Origin of the sequence: Streptomyces toyocaensis (assembly GCF_000725125.1) — a bacterium.
In the GTDB taxonomy this organism is placed as follows: domain Bacteria; phylum Actinomycetota; class Actinomycetes; order Streptomycetales; family Streptomycetaceae; genus Streptomyces; species Streptomyces toyocaensis.
The window spans coordinates 193,668-211,076 of the sequence record NZ_JFCB01000003.1 but is presented as its reverse complement, the minus strand read 5'-3'; the positions used below and the strand labels follow the sequence as shown (position 1 = coordinate 211,076).

General features: G+C 72.6%; 18 protein-coding genes and 1 tRNA gene. 4 read left to right on the top strand and 15 right to left on the bottom strand.

Annotated elements, in window-relative coordinates:
* The first annotated feature begins 85 nt into the window (after positions 1–85).
* Entirely contained in the window at positions 86–742 is a 657-nt protein-coding gene (locus BU52_RS06300) for an NAD(P)H-binding protein (RefSeq protein ID WP_037929467.1), read from the top strand.
* 22 nt (positions 743–764) lie between these two features.
* Here BU52_RS06300 and BU52_RS06295 read toward each other — a convergent pair whose 3' ends face one another.
* Positions 765–977: a hypothetical protein gene (locus tag BU52_RS06295; RefSeq protein ID WP_037929464.1), complete on the bottom strand. Its 213-nt coding sequence runs from the start codon at positions 975–977 to the stop codon at positions 765–767.
* A 109-nt stretch (positions 978–1,086) separates the two neighbouring features.
* Positions 1,087–1,168 (bottom strand) — tRNA-Tyr (locus BU52_RS06290).
* A 233-nt stretch (positions 1,169–1,401) separates the two neighbouring features.
* Here BU52_RS06290 and BU52_RS06285 point away from each other — a divergent pair.
* Entirely contained in the window at positions 1,402–1,890 is a 489-nt protein-coding gene (locus tag BU52_RS06285; RefSeq protein WP_024883143.1) for a YajQ family cyclic di-GMP-binding protein, read from the top strand.
* Positions 1,891–1,943: 53 nt separating this feature from the next.
* Here the strand turns inward: BU52_RS06285 and BU52_RS06280 are convergent, their stop codons facing one another.
* The gene (locus tag BU52_RS06280; protein WP_037929758.1) at positions 1,944–2,210 is read right to left on the bottom strand and encodes a GlsB/YeaQ/YmgE family stress response membrane protein; all 267 of its coding nucleotides are present in this window, start codon (positions 2,208–2,210) and stop codon (positions 1,944–1,946) included.
* Positions 2,211–2,303: 93 nt separating this feature from the next.
* On the opposite strand from BU52_RS06280, the gene BU52_RS06275 reads away from it, so the two are divergent.
* The gene (locus BU52_RS06275; RefSeq protein ID WP_037929459.1) at positions 2,304–3,551 is read left to right on the top strand and encodes an APC family permease; all 1,248 of its coding nucleotides are present in this window, start codon (positions 2,304–2,306) and stop codon (positions 3,549–3,551) included.
* Between the two features lie 461 nt (positions 3,552–4,012).
* On the opposite strand, the gene BU52_RS06270 is transcribed toward BU52_RS06275, so the two are convergent.
* From BU52_RS06270 to BU52_RS06215, 12 genes are all read right to left on the bottom strand, one after another.
* Positions 4,013–4,408 (bottom strand): YccF domain-containing protein, encoded by a 396-nt coding sequence (locus BU52_RS06270; protein WP_037929456.1) that lies wholly within the window; start codon positions 4,406–4,408, stop codon positions 4,013–4,015.
* Entirely contained in the window at positions 4,405–5,268 is an 864-nt protein-coding gene (gene htpX / locus BU52_RS06265; protein WP_037929452.1) for a zinc metalloprotease HtpX, read from the bottom strand. Before htpX ends, BU52_RS06270 begins: the two co-directional genes overlap by 4 nt.
* 272 nt (positions 5,269–5,540) lie before the next feature.
* On the bottom strand, positions 5,541–7,040 hold the full coding sequence (locus tag BU52_RS06260; RefSeq protein WP_037929450.1) for an NADH-quinone oxidoreductase subunit N: 1,500 nt from the start codon (positions 7,038–7,040) through the stop codon (positions 5,541–5,543).
* Positions 7,037–8,611, bottom strand: a complete 1,575-nt coding sequence (locus BU52_RS06255; protein ID WP_037929447.1) for a complex I subunit 4 family protein — start codon at positions 8,609–8,611, stop codon at positions 7,037–7,039. The genes BU52_RS06260 and BU52_RS06255 overlap by 4 nt, the downstream gene beginning before the upstream one ends.
* A 6-nt stretch (positions 8,612–8,617) precedes the next feature.
* Positions 8,618–10,615: an NADH-quinone oxidoreductase subunit 5 family protein gene (locus BU52_RS06250; RefSeq protein ID WP_037929444.1), complete on the bottom strand. Its 1,998-nt coding sequence runs from the start codon at positions 10,613–10,615 to the stop codon at positions 8,618–8,620.
* Positions 10,612–11,019 (bottom strand): NADH-quinone oxidoreductase subunit NuoK, encoded by a 408-nt coding sequence (gene nuoK, locus BU52_RS06245; RefSeq protein ID WP_037929441.1) that lies wholly within the window; start codon positions 11,017–11,019, stop codon positions 10,612–10,614. The genes BU52_RS06250 and nuoK overlap by 4 nt, the downstream gene beginning before the upstream one ends.
* Positions 11,019–11,651 carry an NADH-quinone oxidoreductase subunit J family protein gene (locus BU52_RS06240; RefSeq protein WP_037929439.1) on the bottom strand — a complete coding sequence of 211 codons (633 nt, stop codon included), beginning with the start codon at positions 11,649–11,651 and terminating at the stop codon, positions 11,019–11,021. The genes nuoK and BU52_RS06240 overlap by 1 nt, the downstream gene beginning before the upstream one ends.
* Entirely contained in the window at positions 11,648–12,199 is a 552-nt protein-coding gene (locus tag BU52_RS06235) for a NuoI/complex I 23 kDa subunit family protein (RefSeq protein ID WP_037929436.1), read from the bottom strand. The genes BU52_RS06240 and BU52_RS06235 overlap by 4 nt, the downstream gene beginning before the upstream one ends.
* Before the next feature lie 2 nt (positions 12,200–12,201).
* Positions 12,202–13,170: a complex I subunit 1/NuoH family protein gene (locus BU52_RS06230; protein ID WP_037929434.1), complete on the bottom strand. Its 969-nt coding sequence runs from the start codon at positions 13,168–13,170 to the stop codon at positions 12,202–12,204.
* Positions 13,167–14,873 carry an NADH-quinone oxidoreductase subunit C gene (locus BU52_RS06225; protein ID WP_037929433.1) on the bottom strand — a complete coding sequence of 569 codons (1,707 nt, stop codon included), beginning with the start codon at positions 14,871–14,873 and terminating at the stop codon, positions 13,167–13,169. Before BU52_RS06225 ends, BU52_RS06230 begins: the two co-directional genes overlap by 4 nt.
* Positions 14,870–15,520: an NADH-quinone oxidoreductase subunit B gene (locus BU52_RS06220; protein WP_037929431.1), complete on the bottom strand. Its 651-nt coding sequence runs from the start codon at positions 15,518–15,520 to the stop codon at positions 14,870–14,872. Before BU52_RS06220 ends, BU52_RS06225 begins: the two co-directional genes overlap by 4 nt.
* Complete coding sequence (locus BU52_RS06215) at positions 15,511–15,903, bottom strand: NADH-quinone oxidoreductase subunit A (RefSeq protein ID WP_037929428.1); 393 nt, start codon at positions 15,901–15,903, stop codon at positions 15,511–15,513. The genes BU52_RS06220 and BU52_RS06215 overlap by 10 nt, the downstream gene beginning before the upstream one ends.
* 239 nt (positions 15,904–16,142) lie before the next feature.
* Here BU52_RS06215 and BU52_RS06210 point away from each other — a divergent pair, with 239 nt between their 5' ends.
* On the top strand, positions 16,143–17,402 hold the full coding sequence (locus tag BU52_RS06210; protein ID WP_037929425.1) for a sensor histidine kinase: 1,260 nt from the start codon (positions 16,143–16,145) through the stop codon (positions 17,400–17,402).
* Positions 17,403–17,409: the final 7 nt, after the last annotated feature.

Genomic DNA, 17,409 nt, shown 5'->3' with positions numbered 1-17,409 from the left:
GCGGGCGCGCGGGTTCGCGCGGGGTGAAGGGCGCCGCGCGGGCGTCGCTCGGCAGATGCTGCCGCCTCGGCGTACGGTCGAAGACATGCGCATTGTCATCGCTGGTGGTCATGGTCAGATCGCGCTGCGGCTGGAGCGGCTGCTCGCCGCGCGCGGGCACGAGGCGGCGGGCCTCATCCGCACACCCGAACAGGCCGACGAACTGCGGCAACTGGGCGCCGAACCGGTCGTCCTCGACCTGGAGTCGGCCTCGGTGGAGGAGGTCGCGGAACGACTGCAGGGAGCGGACGCGGCGGTGTTCGCGGCGGGCGCCGGCCCGGGCAGCACGGTGGAGCGCAAGGAGACGGTGGACAAGGCGGCGGCGGTCCTCTTCGCGGACGCGGCCGTCCGCGCGGGAGTGCGGCGCTTCGTGATCGTGTCGTCCATGGGTGCGGACGCGGCGCACAGGGGCGACGAGGTCTTCGACGTGTACCTGCGGGTCAAGGGTGAGGCGGACGCCCACGTCCGCGGCCTGGACGCCCTGGACTGGACGATCCTGCGTCCCGGCCAGCTCACCAACGACGCCGGCACCGGCCTGATCCGCCTGGAGGCCCACACGGGCCGCGGCCCGGTCCCGCGCGACGACGTGGCCGCCGTCCTGGCGGAACTGGTGGAGACGCCGGCGACGGCCGGACTGACGCTGGAGCTCATCAGCGGATCCGTGCCGGTGTCGGTGGCGGTCAAGTCGGTGGCGGGCAACTGAGGGCCTCCGGCGCCGTGAAGCGCTAGAAGAGGGGCATCTGCCCCGGGAACTCCGGCACCACGTGCCCGTCCAGCGACGGCTGCTCCGCCCCGAGCGGGGCCTGCCTGCGCGATCCGGGACACGAGGTCAGCTCCCCGCTCCCCCGGGCGCCGGGCGGGTCGTGCCGCGCGTACCGCCCGGCGACCACGGCGATCTCGCGACGGCACTCGGGGCAGGGACGGCGACGGGACGACATGGGGCCAGTGTGCCCCGGAGGCTCCCGCCCGCGGGCCCGAACCGCACCCGAACACGAGAAACCCCCTCCGGTCTGCGTTTCCGCAGTCCGGAGGGGGCTTACCCCAGTGTGGCGGCGCCAGGATTCGAACCTGGGAAGGCTGAGCCGGCAGATTTACAGTCTGCTCCCTTTGGCCGCTCGGGCACACCGCCGGGGTCGCTGCCCTCGAACCGCCTTGCGGCGGTGCTCCGTGGCAACGACGTAAACAATACCCGATGGACAGGGGTGCTCCGCCACCCGATTGATCGCCACCCGGGGGCCGGCGGGTGACTAGGCTGGTCCGGATGCGGTCCGGGGCCGATGCCGGGCTCGGGGCCGTCTCACGTACGCCGGTACGCATTCGGTGCGCAGCCGATACGCACCCCGATTCAAGGAGCCACAGGACATGGCCGACTCCAGTTTCGACATCGTCTCGAAGGTCGAGCGGCAGGAGGTCGACAACGCCCTCAACCAGACCGCCAAGGAGATCTCGCAGCGCTACGACTTCAAGGGCGTGGGCGCCTCGATCTCGTGGTCCGGGGAGAAGATCCTCATGGAGGCCAACTCCGAGGACCGGGTGAAGGCTGTCCTCGACGTCTTCCAGTCCAAGCTGATCAAGCGGGGAATTTCCCTGAAGGCCCTGGACGCGGGTGAGCCGCAGCTCTCGGGCAAGGAGTACAAGATCTTCGCGTCCATCGAGGAGGGCATCTCCCAGGACAACGCGAAGAAGGTCGCGAAGATCATCCGGGATGAGGGACCGAAGGGCGTGAAGGCCCAGGTGCAGGGCGACGAGTTGCGCGTGAGCTCCAAGAGCCGGGACGACCTCCAGGCCGTCATCGCCCTCCTCAAGGGCAAGGACTTCGACTTCGCGCTGCAGTTCGTGAACTACCGGTAGGACCGCCGGAAGCGGATGAGCGGGGCGGGCGCCCGCACGGCGCCCGCCCCGCGTCAGTCGCGCGAGTGGCCGAACAGGATGCGGTAGGCGACCAGGAGGACCAGGGAACCGCCGATCGCGGCGACCCAGGTGGTGCCGTCGTAGAAGTCCTTGGTGATCGGGTGGTCGAGCCAGCGGGCCGATATCCAGCCGCCGATGAACGCGCCGGCGACGCCGATCAGGGTGGTGCCGATGAGGCCGCCCGGGTCGCGGCCGGGGAGCAGGAACTTCGCGACCGCTCCGGCCAGCAGTCCCAGGATGATCCAGCTGATGATCGTCATGCCGTGCACCTGCCCCTTTCCCGTTTGCCCTCGCACCTGGAGGACGCCACCCGTACATGTGGTGGTTGCGCCTGATCAGTAGGGTGCGGTCCTGTGACAGACACACCGGGTCCCCAACTGCGCCGCACCCTCGGTGTCGGTGACGCCGTCGTCATCGGTCTCGGCTCCATGGTGGGAGCCGGGATCTTCGCCGCCCTGGCACCCGCCGCGCACGCGGCCGGTTCCGGGTTGCTCCTCGGTCTGGCGGTCGCCGCCGTGGTCGCCTACTGCAACGCCACCTCGTCCGCGCGCCTCGCCGCCCTCTACCCCGCTTCGGGCGGCACGTACGTGTACGGGCGCGAGAGGCTGGGGGACTTCTGGGGCTACCTCGCGGGCTGGGCGTTCGTGGTGGGCAAGACGGCATCCTGTGCGGCGATGGCGCTCACCGTGGGCGCGTACGTCTGGCCGGAGCAGGCGCACGCGGTGGCGGTGGCCGCCGTGGTGCTGCTGACGGCGGTGAACTACGGCGGTGTCCAGAAGTCCGCGTGGCTGACGCGGGCGATCGTGGGTGTGGTCCTGGCTGTCCTCGCATCCGTCGTGGTCGTGTGTCTGACATCGCCACAGGCCGCTGCCGGGCGGCTGGACATCGGCGTGTCGGGCGGGGCCGGCGGGGTGCTCCAGGCGGGCGGCCTGCTGTTCTTCGCCTTCGCCGGGTACGCCCGTATCGCCACGCTCGGTGAGGAGGTCAGGGACCCGGCACGCACCATCCCGCGGGCGATCCCCCTGGCCCTCGGCATCGCGCTGGTCATGTACGCGGCTGTCGCGGTGGCCGTTCTCTCGGTGCTGGGGCCGAAGGGGCTGGGCGACGCCACCGCGCCGCTCGCCGACGCGGTGCGGGCCGCGGGCGTCCCCGGGCTCGCGCCGGTGGTACGGGTGGGCGCGGCGGTGGCCGCGCTGGGTTCGCTGCTCGCCCTGATCCTGGGGGTCTCGCGGACGACGCTGGCCATGGCCCGCGACCGGCATCTTCCGGGTGCCCTGGCCGCCGTGCATCCGCGGTTCCGGGTGCCGCACCGGGCGGAGCTGGCGGTGGGCCTCGTGGTCGCCGGGCTGGCCGCGACGGTGGATGTGCGGGGTGCGATCGGCTTCTCCTCCTTCGGCGTGCTGACGTACTACGCGGTGGCCAACGCGTCGGCCTGGACGCTCGACGCGAGGGCGGCGGCGCGGGTGGTGCCGGCGGTGGGGCTGGCCGGGTGCCTGGTGCTGGCGTTCTCGCTGCCGTGGACGTCGGTGGCCGCGGGCGCGGGCGTCCTGGTGGCCGGCGTGGTGGTGTACGGCGTGCGCGCGCTCAGCGGCCGGCGGTAGCCGACGGGTGCGGGGCCCGGCCGGGGCGTCCGCACCGGTGTCGCGGGGCCGGGGCGACCGGTCCACGGCGTCAGGTCCGCGCCCGCGTTCTCCTCCTCGTACCAGCCCGTGCAGCCCGTGGCCCGGGCTCAGGAGCGGAACCGGTCGGTGAGGCCCGGGGGGTCGAGGCACCGGGCGTGGCCGTGGCCGCCCGGGCCGGGTTCGAGGAGCAGGGCGGTGGCCCGGGGCGAGCGGCGGTCGACGCGGGCGGCCACGCCCCCGCGTCGATGGACCCGGAGAGGGAAGGCCGGCCCCGCGGACGGGTCGTGCGGGCCTCGCCCACCACCTGTGTCGGCAACTGCTCGTGCTCGGTCATGGGTTCATGATGCGCGCCGCCGCCGACAGCCGTGCGGGCCTGTGGACAACCTCGGGGCTGTGGACAACTTCCGGTCCATGACGGAGATCTGAGCGTGGGTTTCCGCCTACCAGCGCTCTGTGAACGCCCGGTCGGTCCGCACGATCTCACGGCCCAGCGGGAACAGTGAGACCGGGATCAGCTTGAAGTTGGCGATGCCCAGCGGGATTCCGATGATCGTCACGCACAGGGCGATGCCGGTGAGGATGTGGCCGAGCGCCAGCCACCAGCCCGCGAGGAGCAGCCACAGCACGTTGACGAGGAAGGAAGGGGCTCCCGCGTCCCGGCGTTCGACCGTCGTGTACCCGAAGGGCCACAGGGCGTAGACGCCGATGCGGAACGCGGCGACGCCGAAGGGGATGCCGATGATCGTGATGCAGAGCAGCACGCCCGCCAGCAGGTAGCCGAGGAACAGCCAGAGGCCGCTGAAGACGAGCCAGATGAGATTCAGGATGGTCTTCACTGGTGGGGTCCTGCCATCTTCTCGAGCCGGGCGATGCGTTCCGCCATCGGCGGGTGGGTGGAGAACATCTTCGCAAGCCCCTGCCCCGGACGGAACGGGTTGGCGATCATCATGTGGCTGGCCGTCTCGATGCGGGGCTCGGGGGGCAGCGGAAGCTGCTTGGTGCCGTGTTCCAGTTTGCCCAGGGCGCGGGCGAGGGCGAGTGGATCACCGGTCAGCTGGGCGCCCGAGGCGTCGGCCTCGTACTCCCGGGAGCGGCTGATGGCCAGTTGGATGAGGGACGCGGCGAGCGGGCCGAGGATCAGGATCAGCAGCATGCCGAGCAGACCGGGGCCGTCGTCGTCGTCCGAGCGGCCGATGGGGATCAGCCAGGCGAAGTTGACCAGGAACATGATCACGGAGGCGAGGGCGCCGGCGACCGAGGAGATCAGGATGTCGCGGTTGTAGACATGACTGAGCTCGTGGCCGATGACGCCGCGCAGCTCCCGCTCGTCGAGCAGGCGCAGGATGCCCTCGGTGCAGCACACGGCCGCGTTGCGCGGGTTGCGGCCGGTGGCGAAGGCGTTGGGCGCCTCCGTCGGGGAGATGTACAGGCGGGGCATGGGCTGGCGGGCCTGGGTGGAGAGCTCGCGGACCATCCGGTACAGCCCGGGGGCCTCGAACTCGCTCACCGGGCGGGCGCGCATCGCCCGCAGGGCCAGCTTGTCGCTGTTCCAGTAGGCGTACGCGTTGGTGCCCAGCGCGATCAGGACGGCGACGACGAGCCCCGTACGGCCGAAGAAGCTGCCGATGACGATGATGAGTGCGGACAGTCCCCCGAGGAGGACTGCGGTCCTGAGCCCGTTGTGCCGGCGGTGCACGGTACGCCCTCCAAATCGTGCGGCAGGGGGAACCTCGCTTGCTGATCTTCCTTCTGACCTGCGCTGCCCACTGGTCTCGCGGTGTCACGTCCAGTGGACCCTCCCGTACCGGTCAACGCCAGGCGGGAGGCACTAGTTCCCTTGTGGGCGCGGTGGCGCGTGTCAACCGTCCGGGTGACGGCCGTCCCGGGCGGCTCCGGACGGGCCGCCCGGCACGCGCGCGCGTGGGCGTCGAGTGGCCGTACGCGCGTGCGGGAGGCGGCCCGGTGTGCTCAGAAGAGTCCGGTGTCGGTGAAGCGGAGGACCAGCTGGGGCGCACCCGACAGGGCGATGCCGATGACGCCGGTCAGGGCGATCGCGGCGGTGAGGGGGACGGGGATGCGGTGCCGGACCGGCTCGCCCTCGGGGGCGCGGAACAGCAGGGCCGTCCACCGGAGGTAGTAGACCAGCGCGATGACGACATTGACGGCCATGACGGCGGCGAGCCAGCCGAGGCCGGCGTCGACGGCCGCCGCGAAGACGGTGACCTTGGCGAAGAGGCCGATGACGCCCGGCGGGAGTCCGGCGAGGCAGAGCAGGAAGAAGCCCATCAGGAGCGCGGTGAGAGGGCTGGCGGCGTACAGGCCCCGGTAGTCGGCGACGCGGTTGAGGCGGTGCGCGCGGCCCACGAGGGCGGCCACCGCGAAGGCGCCCAGGTTGACGGCGCCGTACATCAGGGCGTAGGCGAGAGTGGATCCGATCGACTTCTCGGCGTCGTCGGAGTACGCGGCGGCGGCGATCGGCACCAGGAGGTAGCCGGCCTGGCCGACGGACGACCAGGCGAGGAGGCGCACCGCGCTGTACGCGCGCGTGGCACGCTGCCGGAGGGCGCCGGCGTTGCCGACGGTCATGGTGAGGGCGGCCAGCGCGGCGAGGGCGGGGCCCCACACGTCGGCGTAGGACGGCAGGGCGACGACGGTGACGAGGATCAGGCCGGAGAAGCCGACCGCCTTGCCGATGACCGACAGGTAGGCGGCGATCGGCAGGGGGGCGCCCACGTAGGTGTCGGGGACCCAGAAGTGGAAGGGGACGGCGGCCGTCTTGAAGGCGAAGCCGACGAGGGTGAGGACGACGCCGGTCTGGGCGAGCGTGTGGAGCTGTCCGTCGACGGTCTGGATCCGCTCGGCGACCAGGGTGAGGTGGAGGGTTCCGGTGGCCGCGTAGACGAAGCTGATGCCGAGCAGGCTGACCGCGGTGGCGGTGACGGAGGACAGGAAGAACTTCAGCGCCGCCTCGGAGGACTTCCGGTCGCCGTGCCGCAGGCCCACGAGGGCGAAGGCGGGCAGGGAGGCGACCTCCAGGGCCACGACGAGGGTCGCCAGGTCACGGGAGGCGGGCAGCAGGGCGGCGCCGGCCGCGGAGGACAGGAACAGGAACCAGTACTCCCCCTCGGGGAGCCGTTTGCCGTCGTCCTTCAGCGCGGTGACGGACAGGAGGGCGGCCAGGAGGGCGCCGCCGAGCACCAGGAACTGGATGACGAGGGTGAAGCGGTCCGCGGTGTAGCTGCACACCCCGGTGTCGCCGGCCAGGCAGAAGGTGCTGCGGTCGGCGTCGAGGAGGGGCAGCAGCATGAGCGTGGCGGCGGCGAGTCCGGCCACCGAGACCCAGCCGAGCAGCGGTTTCCTGGTCTCGCTCACGAACAGGTCGGCGACGAGGACGACGAGTCCGACGACCGCCGCGATGGTGGGCGGCGCGATGGCCAGCCAGTCGACGGACTGGACGAGGGAGCTCATCGGGTGCCTCCTGGGAGGAACTGCTGCACGGCCGGATCGGTCAGTCCGAGGAGGGCCCCCGGCCACAGCCCGGCGACGACGGTGAGGACGACGAGCGGGGTCCAGGCCGCGAACTCGTAGGAGCGCACGTCGGTGAGGTGCGGGGCGTCCTGCGGGACGGCGCCCATGCAGACCCGGCGGACCACGATCAGCAGGTAGGCGGCCGTCAGCAGGGTGCCGAACGCGCCGATCGCCATGAACGTCAGAAAGGCGGGGCGGCTGAGTCCCTCGGCGGGGTCGAAGGCGCCGAAGAGCGCGAGCATCTCGCCCCAGAACCCGGCGAGGCCGGGCAGGCCGAGGGAGGCGACGGCGGCGAAGGCGAGCAGGCCGCCGAGGCGCGGGGCCCTGCCGTAGAGGGCGGCGCCGGCCTCCTGGGCGAGGGTGTCGAGGTCGGTACTGCCGGTGCGCTCCTTGAGTCCGCCGACCAGGAAGAACAGCAGGCCGGTGATGAGGCCGTGGGCGACGTTGGCGAAGAGGGCGCCGTTGACGCCGGTGGGGGTCATGGTCGCGATGCCGAGCAGGACGAAGCCCATGTGGCCGACGGAGGAGTAGGCGATGAGGCGTTTGAGGTCGCCCTTGGCTCCCCTTCTGGCGAGGGCCAGGCAGGCGAGGGATCCGTAGATGATGCCGACGACGGCGAACGCGGCGAGGTAGGGGGCGAAGGTGCGGAATCCGTCCGGCGCCGCGGGCAGCAGGATCCGCACGAATCCGTATGTGCCCATCTTCAGCAGAACGCCGGCCAGCAGGACCGAGCCGACGGTCGGCGCGGCGGTGTGGGCGTCGGGCAGCCAGCTGTGCAGCGGCCACATCGGGGTCTTGACCGCGAGCCCGATCCCGATCGCCAGAACGGCGATGACCTGCACGGACGTGGTCAGGGACCGGCCGTTGTCAGTGGCGAGTGCCACCATGTCGAAAGTGCCCGCCTTGATACCGATCAGGAGCAGGCCGAGCAGCATGACCACGGAGCCGAGCAGCGTGTAGAGGATGAACCTCCAGGCGGCCTCGGCCCGGCCCTCGCCGCCCCAGCGGGCGATGAGGAAGTACATCGGGATGAGGACCGTCTCGAAGGCGAGGAAGAACAGGACCAGGTCGAGGACGGCGAAGGTCGCCAGGGTGCCGGACTCGAGGACGAGCAGCAGGGCGACGAAGGCCTTCGGGGACGGGCCCGTGGGCGGCTTGAAGTACGCGTGGAGGGCGCTGAGGAAGGTCAGCAGCGCGGTCAGGACCAGGAGGGGGAGGGAGATGCCGTCGGTGCCGAGGTGGATGCGCACGTCGAGCGCGGGGATCCAGCTGATGTCGGTCGTGGCCTGCATCTTCGACGGCTGGTCGTGGTCGAAGCCGAGCGCGAGGACGATCGCCGCGACGAGGATCGCCCCGGTGACGGTCACGCCGTGGCGGAGCACGGCCTGCTCGGGTGACGTCCCCTTCAGTCCGGGCGGGGCCGGCAGGAGAGCGGCGGCGGCGCCGAGGAGCGGGCCGACGACGAGGAACGCCAGAAGGAACTGCATCACGGACTCGTTGATATCGATCACGCCTGCTCACGCTCCCGTGGCGACGAGGACGACGGCGACCGCGAGGACGACGGTGCCGGCGAGCAGCGCGCTCACATAGGTCTGCAGATTGCCGGTCTGGGCCCGTCGCACGGCGGCACCGAGCCAGCGGGGCAGCGCGCCCGCGCCGCGTACGTAGGTCTCCACGACCTCGCGGTCGAGGAACCGCACGAGGCTCGCGCCCGCCCGGACGGGGCGGACGAAGAGGGCGGTGTACACGGCGTCCAGGTGGAAGCCGGCGGCCGCGTGCCGGTGCAGCGGGCCGAGCAGCAGCCGGCCGGGGTCCGACGGGTCCGTCGCGGACGCGATGTCCCCGTAGGCCGCCTGGTGGCTGGCGATGGCCTCCGCCTCGACCAGACCGGCGTCGCCCTCGGGGTGGGCGGCGACGGCCCCGAGGGGGACGCGGGACACCGCGTGCGCGGTGGTGTGCCGCCAGGTGGCGTAGGTGACGATGCCGCCGACCAGGGCCACGCCCGTGCCGAGCACGGAGGTGGTGAGTGTCGGGGTCAGGTCGTGGCCGTCGAACCAGTCGGGCAGCACGCGGAAGGCGAGACCGCCGAGCGCGAGGGACGGGACGGCGAGCACCCACAGCACCACGGTCATCGTCAGCGGCTGCCTGCCGTGGTCGGGTGCCTCGGCGCCGTACCCGCGGAAGGCCAGCAGCCACAGGCGCATCGCGTACGCGGCGGTCAGCAGGGCGGTGACGAGGCCGGCGAGGAGGACGATCCAGCCCGCCGCGGCGGGTGCGTGCTCGGTGTGGCCGGTGACGACGTGCTCGGCGACCCCGAGGACGGCCTCCTTGGAGAAGAAGCCGCTGAACGGCGGGATCGCGGCGAGCGCGAGGAGCGCCACGGTCATCGTCCAGTAGGCGTCGGGGACGCGGTCGCGCAGGTGGCCCATGCGGGACATGGCGGCCAGCGAGTTGGTGCCGGCGGCGTGGATGATCACGCCGGCCGCGAGGAACAGCAGGGCCTTGAAGGCGCCGTGGGACAGGAGGTGGAAGACGGCGGCGCCGCGGTCGGCGACGGCGAGGGCGCCGGTCATGTAGCCGAGCTGGCCGATCGTCGAGTAGGCGAGGACGCGTTTGATGTCGTCCTGGGCGAGGGCGGCGAGCGCGGAGCCGGCCATGGTGACGGCGGCCATGACGGCGAGGACGACCATCGCGGCCTGCGAGGCCTCGAAGAGCGGGAGGAGACGTGCGACGAAGTAGACACCGGCGGCGACCATGGTCGCGGCGTGGATCAGCGCCGAGACGGGGGTCGGGCCCGCCATCGCGTCGGGGAGCCAGGTGTGCAGCGGGAACTGCGCCGACTTGCCGGCCACGCCCGCCAGGAGCAGCAGGGCGATCAGCGTGGGGTGTTCGATGCCGCCGTTCGCGACGGCGCCGAGGATCCGGGTGACGCGGAAGGACCCGGCTTCGGTGGCCAGGGCGAACAGGCCGATGAGGAAGGGGACGTCGCCGAGCTTGGTGACCAGGAAGGCCTTGAGGGAGGCGGCGCGCGCCTCGGGGGTCTCCCAGTAGTGGCCGACGAGGAAGTAGGAGCAGATGCCCATGACTTCCCAGCCGACCAGCAGGACCATCAGGTCGCCGGAGTAGACGACCAGGAGCATCGCGGAGGTGAACAGGGAGACGAGGGCGGCGTAGGAGGGGTAGCGCGGGTCGTCGCGCAGGTAGCCCGTCGAGTAGATCTGCACACAGCCGGCGACGAGGGTGACCAGGACGGCGGTCAGCGCGGCGAAGCCGTCGATGTGCAGGGCGAGTTCGACGGGGACCGAGCCGGTGGGAGTGAGCTCGGTGGCGGCGTCGACGGCCCCGTCGCCGCCCTGGCGCGCGGCGACCACGGCGGCGAGGCCGAGTGATACCAGCGTGGGCAGGACGGCGAGCGGGCGGACGAATCCGGGGGCGGTGCGGCCCAGGAGCAGCCCGGCGATCGCGCCGAGGAACGGAAGGAGGGGGACGAGGACGGCGAGGGTGGTCGTGGTCACGCGGTGGCCTCAGCCTTCTCGGCGGCCGTCCGGGTCGCGGAGGCGTCGCCGCCGGGTACGTCGCCGTCGGGGCCGTCGCCTCCGGGGCCCTCGGCGGTGTCGCGGAGCTTGTCGATGTCCGAGGTGCCGCGGTTGCGGTACACGGCGAGGACGATCGCCAGGCCGATGCCGATCTCGGCGGCGGCGATGGCGATGGTGAACAGCGCCAGGGCCTGGCCGGAGTGCAGGGTTTCCTCGGCGGCCCGGCTGAGCCACACGTCGAAGGCGACCAGGTTCAGGTTGACGGCGTTGAGCATCAGCTCGACGGACATCAGGACCAGGATCGCGTTGCGGCGGGCGAGGACGCCGTACAGGCCCGTACAGAAGAGGAGGGCGGAGAGCACGGCGGGATAGGCGAGGTGCATCAGCGGGCCCCTTCCGTGTCGCGCCGGGTGCCCGTGGTGGGGGTCGCCGCGGCGTCGGCCTTCGCCTTGCGGGACAGGACGATCGCGCCGACGAGGGCGGCGAGGAGGAGGACGGAGAGGGCCTCGAAGGGGAGGACCCAGTGCTGGAAGAGGCTCGCGCCGGTCACCTCGGTGGAGCCGGCGGGGGCGCCGTCCAGGTCGATCCAGGTGGTCCGGAAGGCGTCCACGACCACCCACACCAGGGCGGCCGCGGCGGCGACGGACACGGCGAGGGCGACCCACCGGTTGCCGGAGTCGGCGTCCGGTGAGCGGCCGATGGGGGCCCGGGTCAGCATCAGCCCGAACAGGAGGAGGACGACGACGGAACCGACGTAGATGAGGACCTGCACCCAGGCGATGAACTCCGCGGTGAGCAGCAGGTATTCGACGGCGAGGCCACCGAGGGCCACCACCAGCCACAGGGCTGCGTGCACCAGCTGCCGGGTGGTGACGGTGATGACGGCGGCCCCGAGGGTGACCAGGCCGACGAGGAGGAAGGCGATCTCCACCCCGGTCGGGGAGAGGAAGCCGTGCGTCCCGGCGGCGGTGGTGGTCGTGGCGTGCGCGGCCGTTGCCACGGCGGCGAGGGTCACGACTCCTCCTCCTGCGGTTCGGCCCGGGCGGCGGCGAGCTTGTCGGCGGTCTTGCGGGCGGCGGCGAGTTCCTTCGGCTCCTCGGCGCCGGGGTCGAGGGCGGGCGGGGCGGGAACGGTCCACATCCACTCGCGGAGCTTGTCGCGTTCGTGGGTGAGGTCGCGGATGTCGGTCTCGGCGTACTCGAACTCCGGGGACCAGAACAGGGCGTCGAAGGGGCAGACCTCGATGCAGATGCCGCAGTACATGCACAGGGAGAAGTCGATGGCGAAGCGGTCGAGGACGTTACGGCTGCGTTCGCGGCCGCCGGGGGTCGCCGCCGGGACGGTCTCCTTGTGGGAGTCGATGTAGATGCACCAGTCCGGGCACTCGCGGGCGCACAGCATGCAGACCGTGCAGTTCTCCTCGAACAGGCCGATCACCCCGCGGGTGCGGGGCGGGAGGTCGGGCTGGGTGTCCGGGTACTGCGCGGTGACGGACTTCCTCGTCATCGTGCGGAGGGTGACGGCCAGGCCTTTGGCCAGGCCGGAGCCGGGGAGGGGAGCCATGGTTACCGGATCACCACCTTGACGATGCCGGTGAGGGCGATCTGAGCGAGGGACAGGGGGACGAGGAGGGTCCAGGAGAGCTTCTGGAGCTGGTCCTCGCGCAGCCGGGGGTAGGTGACGCGCAGCCAGATGACGACGAACGCGAGAACCGCGGTCTTGAGCAGGGTCCAGACCCAGCCGAGCCCGTCTGCGCCCCAGGGGCCGTGCCAGCCGCCCAGGAACAGGACGGTGGTCAGTCCGCACAGGACGACGATCCCCGCGTACTCGGCGAGGAGGAAGAGGGCGAAGCGCAGGCCGGTGTACTCGGTGTACGCGCCGAAGATGATCTCGGAGTCGGCGACGGGCATGTCGAAGGGAGGCCGCTGGAGTTCGGCGAGGCCGGCGACGAAGAAGACGAGCGCGCCGGTGATCTGCCAGGGCAGCCACCACCACTCGAAGGCGTCGAGGATGCCGACGAGGGAGACCGTGCCGGCGGCCATCGCCACGGAGGCGGCGGTGAGCAGCATCGGGAGTTCGTACGCGAGGAGCTGTGCCGCGGTGCGCAGGCCGCCGAGGAGGGAGAACTTGTTGGCGGAGGCCCAGCCCGCCATGAGCGAGCCGAGGACGCCGACGCCCATGACGGCGAGCACGAAGAACACACCGGCGTCCAGCACCTGGCCGACCGCGCCCTCGCCGGGGCCGATCGGGATGGCGAGCAGGACGAGGAGGTACGGCAGGAGGGCGACGGCGGGGGCGAGCTGGAAGATGCGGCGGTCCGCGCCGGCCGGGACCACGTCCTCCTTCTGCGCGAACTTCACGCCGTCGGCGATGAGCTGGGCCCAGCCGTGGAAGCCGCCGGCGTACATCGGGCCGAGGCGGCCCTGCATGTGGGCCATCACCTTGTGCTCGGTCTGACCCACGATCAGGGGGAAGGTGAGGAAGACGACGAACACGACCAGGAGTCGCAGGGCGACGTCGAGCGCGTCGTTCACCGCTGGCCTCCTGACGGGTCTTCGGGGGTGGTGGTCTCGGGGTCGTCGCTGCGGCCGGTTCCCGGGCGGGTGTCGTCGGCGGCTCGGGGTCCGCGGTCGGCCCCGGGCTCCGGTTCGGCAACGGAAGCGCGGTCCGGACCGGAGCCGGGTCCGGCCTGGGGTTCGCTGGGCGGCCCTGGCACGGCCTCGGATCCGGACGCGGAGCCGGGCTCGGGCTGGGCGGGCGGCCCGGACTCCGGCTGGGCGCCGGACCCGGGCTCGCCTAGCGGACCGGGCCCGGGCTCGGCATCGGGCCCGGACTCGGTGGACGGCCCTGGCTCGGGCCCGGACTCGGTGGGCGGCCCGGCTTCGGGTTCGGGTTCGGGGCCCGTCCTGGGCTCGGACTCGGCATCGGGCCCGGACTCGGTGGACGGCCCTGGCTCGGGCCCGGACTCGGTGGGCGGCCCGGCTTCGGGTTCGGGTTCGGGGCCTGTCCTGGGCTCGGGCTCGGTGGGCGGGCCGGGCTGCGCCTCGGCGCCGGGCCGCGGTTCGGGGCCGGTTCCGGTGCCGGGCTCGGTGCTGGGCTGCGCGGGGCGTTCCGGTTCCGGTTCGGTGAAGGCCGGGCGGGCGTGGTGCCAGGGGGCGTCGGGGCTGCGCGCGGCGACGGGGGGCCTGTGGTCGGGCCGGCCCTCGGAGGCGGCGGCTTCCTCACCCGCTGCCGCCGCTTCGCCCGCGGCACGCTGACTCGCCGACCCCTCGGACGCGGTGCGCGCCCGGCGAGAGCCGCCGACGGCGGGCGTATCCGGACGCTGCGACGCCGATCCCTCACTCGCACTGCGCGCCCGTCGCGCCGGAGCCCCCGGGCCGGCCGCCTGGCCGGCCGAGCCCTCAGCCGCCGTACGGGTGCGGCGAGGCGAGGCCGAGGGCTGGGCGGAGGACTCGGTGGCGGCCGCCTGGCTCGCCGAGCCCTCAGCCGCCGTACGGGTACGGCGCGCCGGTGTCGCAGGCACGTCCTGGGCCTCCGGGCCCGCCGCCTGGCTCGCCGAGCCCTCAGCCGCCGTGCGTGTGCGGCGGGGCGGGCGGTCGCCGGGGGTGCGGGCCGCGGCTGCCGCCGGGCGGCCCGCGCCCCGGGCCGGGCGGGCCGGGGCCGGGGGGAGCTGGCCCTTCAGGGGGCCCCAGTCGTTCGGGTCGGGGACGCCGGGGGGAAGCATCTGGCGGCGCTTGGGGCCGCCGTGTTCGGATTCCCCGGGTTCCTTCGCGCCGGGCCAGGCCTTGGCGACCCGGGCCGCGAGGACGAAGTCCTTGCGCAGGGGGTGGCCCTCGAAGGTGTCCGGCAGCAGCAGGTGGTCCAGGGCGGGGTGGCCCGTGAAGTCGACGCCGAACATCTCGTGCGTCTCGCGTTCGTGCCAGGCGGCGCCCGCGTAGACGTCCACGGCGGACGGCAGCGTCGGGGCCTCGTGCGGCACCGTGGTGCGCAGCAGCAGACGCCGCACCGGAGCCAGGGCGGCGACGTGCGCCGTGACGCGGAACCCGGTGCCGGGCTCGTCGACCGCGCTCAGCCAGTCGAAGAAGGTGCAGCCGAGGCGGTCACGCGCGGCCCGGAGGGCGTCGGTCCAGGAGGCGGACGGTACGTCGACCGTCAGGACGCCGTACGACTCCTCCGCCGTGGCCTCGGTACCGAACAGTTCCCCGGCGCCGGCGGGGAGCCAGCCGACCGCGGTCATCGTTCCCCCTTGTCACCGGTCTCACCGGTCTCACCGGACGGCGCGGGCGGTTCGACCAGCCCGCTCCGCAGCGCCGCCGCCGAGGGGCGCCCCGCGGCGGAAGCGGAACCGGGCGCCCCGGAGCCGTACCGCTCGCCCAGCGACTCCCGCGCGATCTTCTCCTGGAGCTTCAGGATCCCCTGGAGCAGCGCCTCGGGCCGGGGCGGGCAGCCGGGGACGTAGACGTCGACCGGGATGATCTGGTCCACGCCCTTGGTCACGGAGTAGGAGTCCCAGTAGGGGCCTCCGCAGTTGCTGCACGCGCCGAAGGAGATGACGTACTTCGGCTCGGGCATCTGCTCGTACAGGCGCTTCACCGCGGGGGCCATCTTGTCCGTGACCGTGCCCGACACCACCATGAGGTCGGCCTGGCGCGGGCCCGGGGCGAACGGGATGACGCCGAGCCGGATGAAGTCGTGCCGGGCCATCGACGCGGCGATGAACTCGATCGCGCAGCAGGCGAGGCCGAAGTTGAAGACCCAGAGCGAGTAGCGGCGACCCCAGTTGAGGACCACCTTCATCGGCTCGGGCGCCAGCCGGGCGAGCGCGCCGAGCCGCTTCGGTTCCGGAAGCAGGACCGGCTCGGGGGCGGACGGGGTCACGTCCATGTCAGGACGCCCTTCTTGTATGCGTACAGCAGGCCCACGGCGAGGAAGCCGAGGAAGATGAACATCTCCACGAGGGTCGTCGCACCGTAGCCGTCGGCGGCGAAAACCGTGGCCCAGGGGAAGAGGAAGATCGAGTCGACGGCGAAGATCACGTAGAGGAAGGCGTAGACGTAGTAGCGGACCTGGGTGTGGGCCCAGCCCTCCCCGACGGGGTCGACTCCGCACTCGTACGTCATGAGTTTCTCGGGCGTGGGGACCACCGGCCGCAGCAGGCGCCCCGCCCCGAAGGCGACGGCGACGAAGAGCAGGCCGACCACGGCGAGCAGTCCGACGACCGAGTAGGACTGGAAGTAGTCCGCCGCGACGACGGTCGATTCCCGCACGTCCGCCCCTCACTCCCTCGGATCGGCGCCCGGGCCCATGCCTGTCCCGTGCCCTCGATCCGTGCCGGTGAACGCCGAACGCCCTGGTTCGACGATCTGTACGCACGGGAGTCTAGGCCCTGATAAAGGCACAGTAAGCAGCCCGCCACCGCTCCGCACGCGAGGGTGGGGTTTTCCTCAGTGCGCCCTGGCGGTCCGCTCCATGGCGCCGGCCCCCGGCTCCGGGCAGGCTGTGCCCCATGACCGAACGCTTCGCGCCCCCGGGCACGCCCGTGACGGCCCTGCCGGAACCGGCAGGGCACGGCGACCGCCCGCCGCCGGCCCGTTTCGCCTACGACGCGCACACCTGGAAGGAGATCGCGCATCTCCTGGTGAACCTCCCGGTGTCGCTGGTCGGCTTCGTCTACACGGTGACCATGCTGTCCACCGGGCTCGGACTGACCGTCACGGTGATCGGGTTCCCCCTGCTCGCCGTCGGACTGATGGGCTCGCGGCTGCTGGGCCGGCTGGAGCGGGCGCGGGCCAGGAAGCTGCTCGGGGTGCGGGTGGAGGAGCCGAGCCGGCTGCCCCTGCGCGGGCCCGGCGGGTTCTGGCCGCAGCTGTGGATGGCGCTGAAGGATCCGGTGGGCTGGCGCACGGTCCTGTACGAGCTGATCCGGCTGCCGTGGGGGATCCTCACCTTCGTCGTCACGCTGACCGGCCTGTTCGTGCTGTGGCCGGTGCTGCCGTTCGTCGTGCGGGCGCTGACCAACGCGGACCGGGCGATGGTGCGCGGCCTGCTGTCTCCCTCCGACGAACTGGAGCGGCGCATCGCCGAGCTGGAGTCCGACCGGGGTGTGGTGGTCGACACGGCGGCGGCGGACCTGCGGCGCATCGAGCGCGACCTGCACGACGGGGCGCAGGCCCGGCTGGTCAATCTGGCGATGGGGCTGGGCCTGGCCAAGGAGAAGCTGCTGGAGGACCCCGACGCCGCGGCGTCCATGGTGGAGGAGGCGCACGGCGAGGTGAAGCTGGCCCTGCAGGAGCTGCGGGACCTGGCGCGCGGCATCCATCCCGCGGTGCTCACCGACCGGGGCCTGGACGCCGCGCTGTCCTCGGTCGCCTCGCGCTGCACGGTGCCGGTGACGGTGACCGTCGACCTGGACGAACGTCCGGCCGCCGCCATCGAGGGCATCGCCTACTTCACCGTCTCGGAGCTGCTGCAGAACGTCAGCAAGCACAGCGGGGCCCGGTCGGCCGCGGTCGAGGCCTGGCGGTCGGAGGGCCGGCTGTTCCTCCAGGTCCGGGACGACGGGCGCGGCGGCGCGAGCCTGGAGGGCGGGACGGGCATGCGGGGGCTGGCCGACCGGCTGGGCGCGGTGGACGGCCTGTTCGTCGTGGACTCGCCGGAGGGCGGTCCGACGACGGTGACGGCGGAGCTGCCGTGGCGGGACCGCTCCGGTGCCCTGGCCCCGGACGCGCGGACGGCCAAGGAGGCGTCCGCCCGCGGCCGGAGGTAGGGAAAAC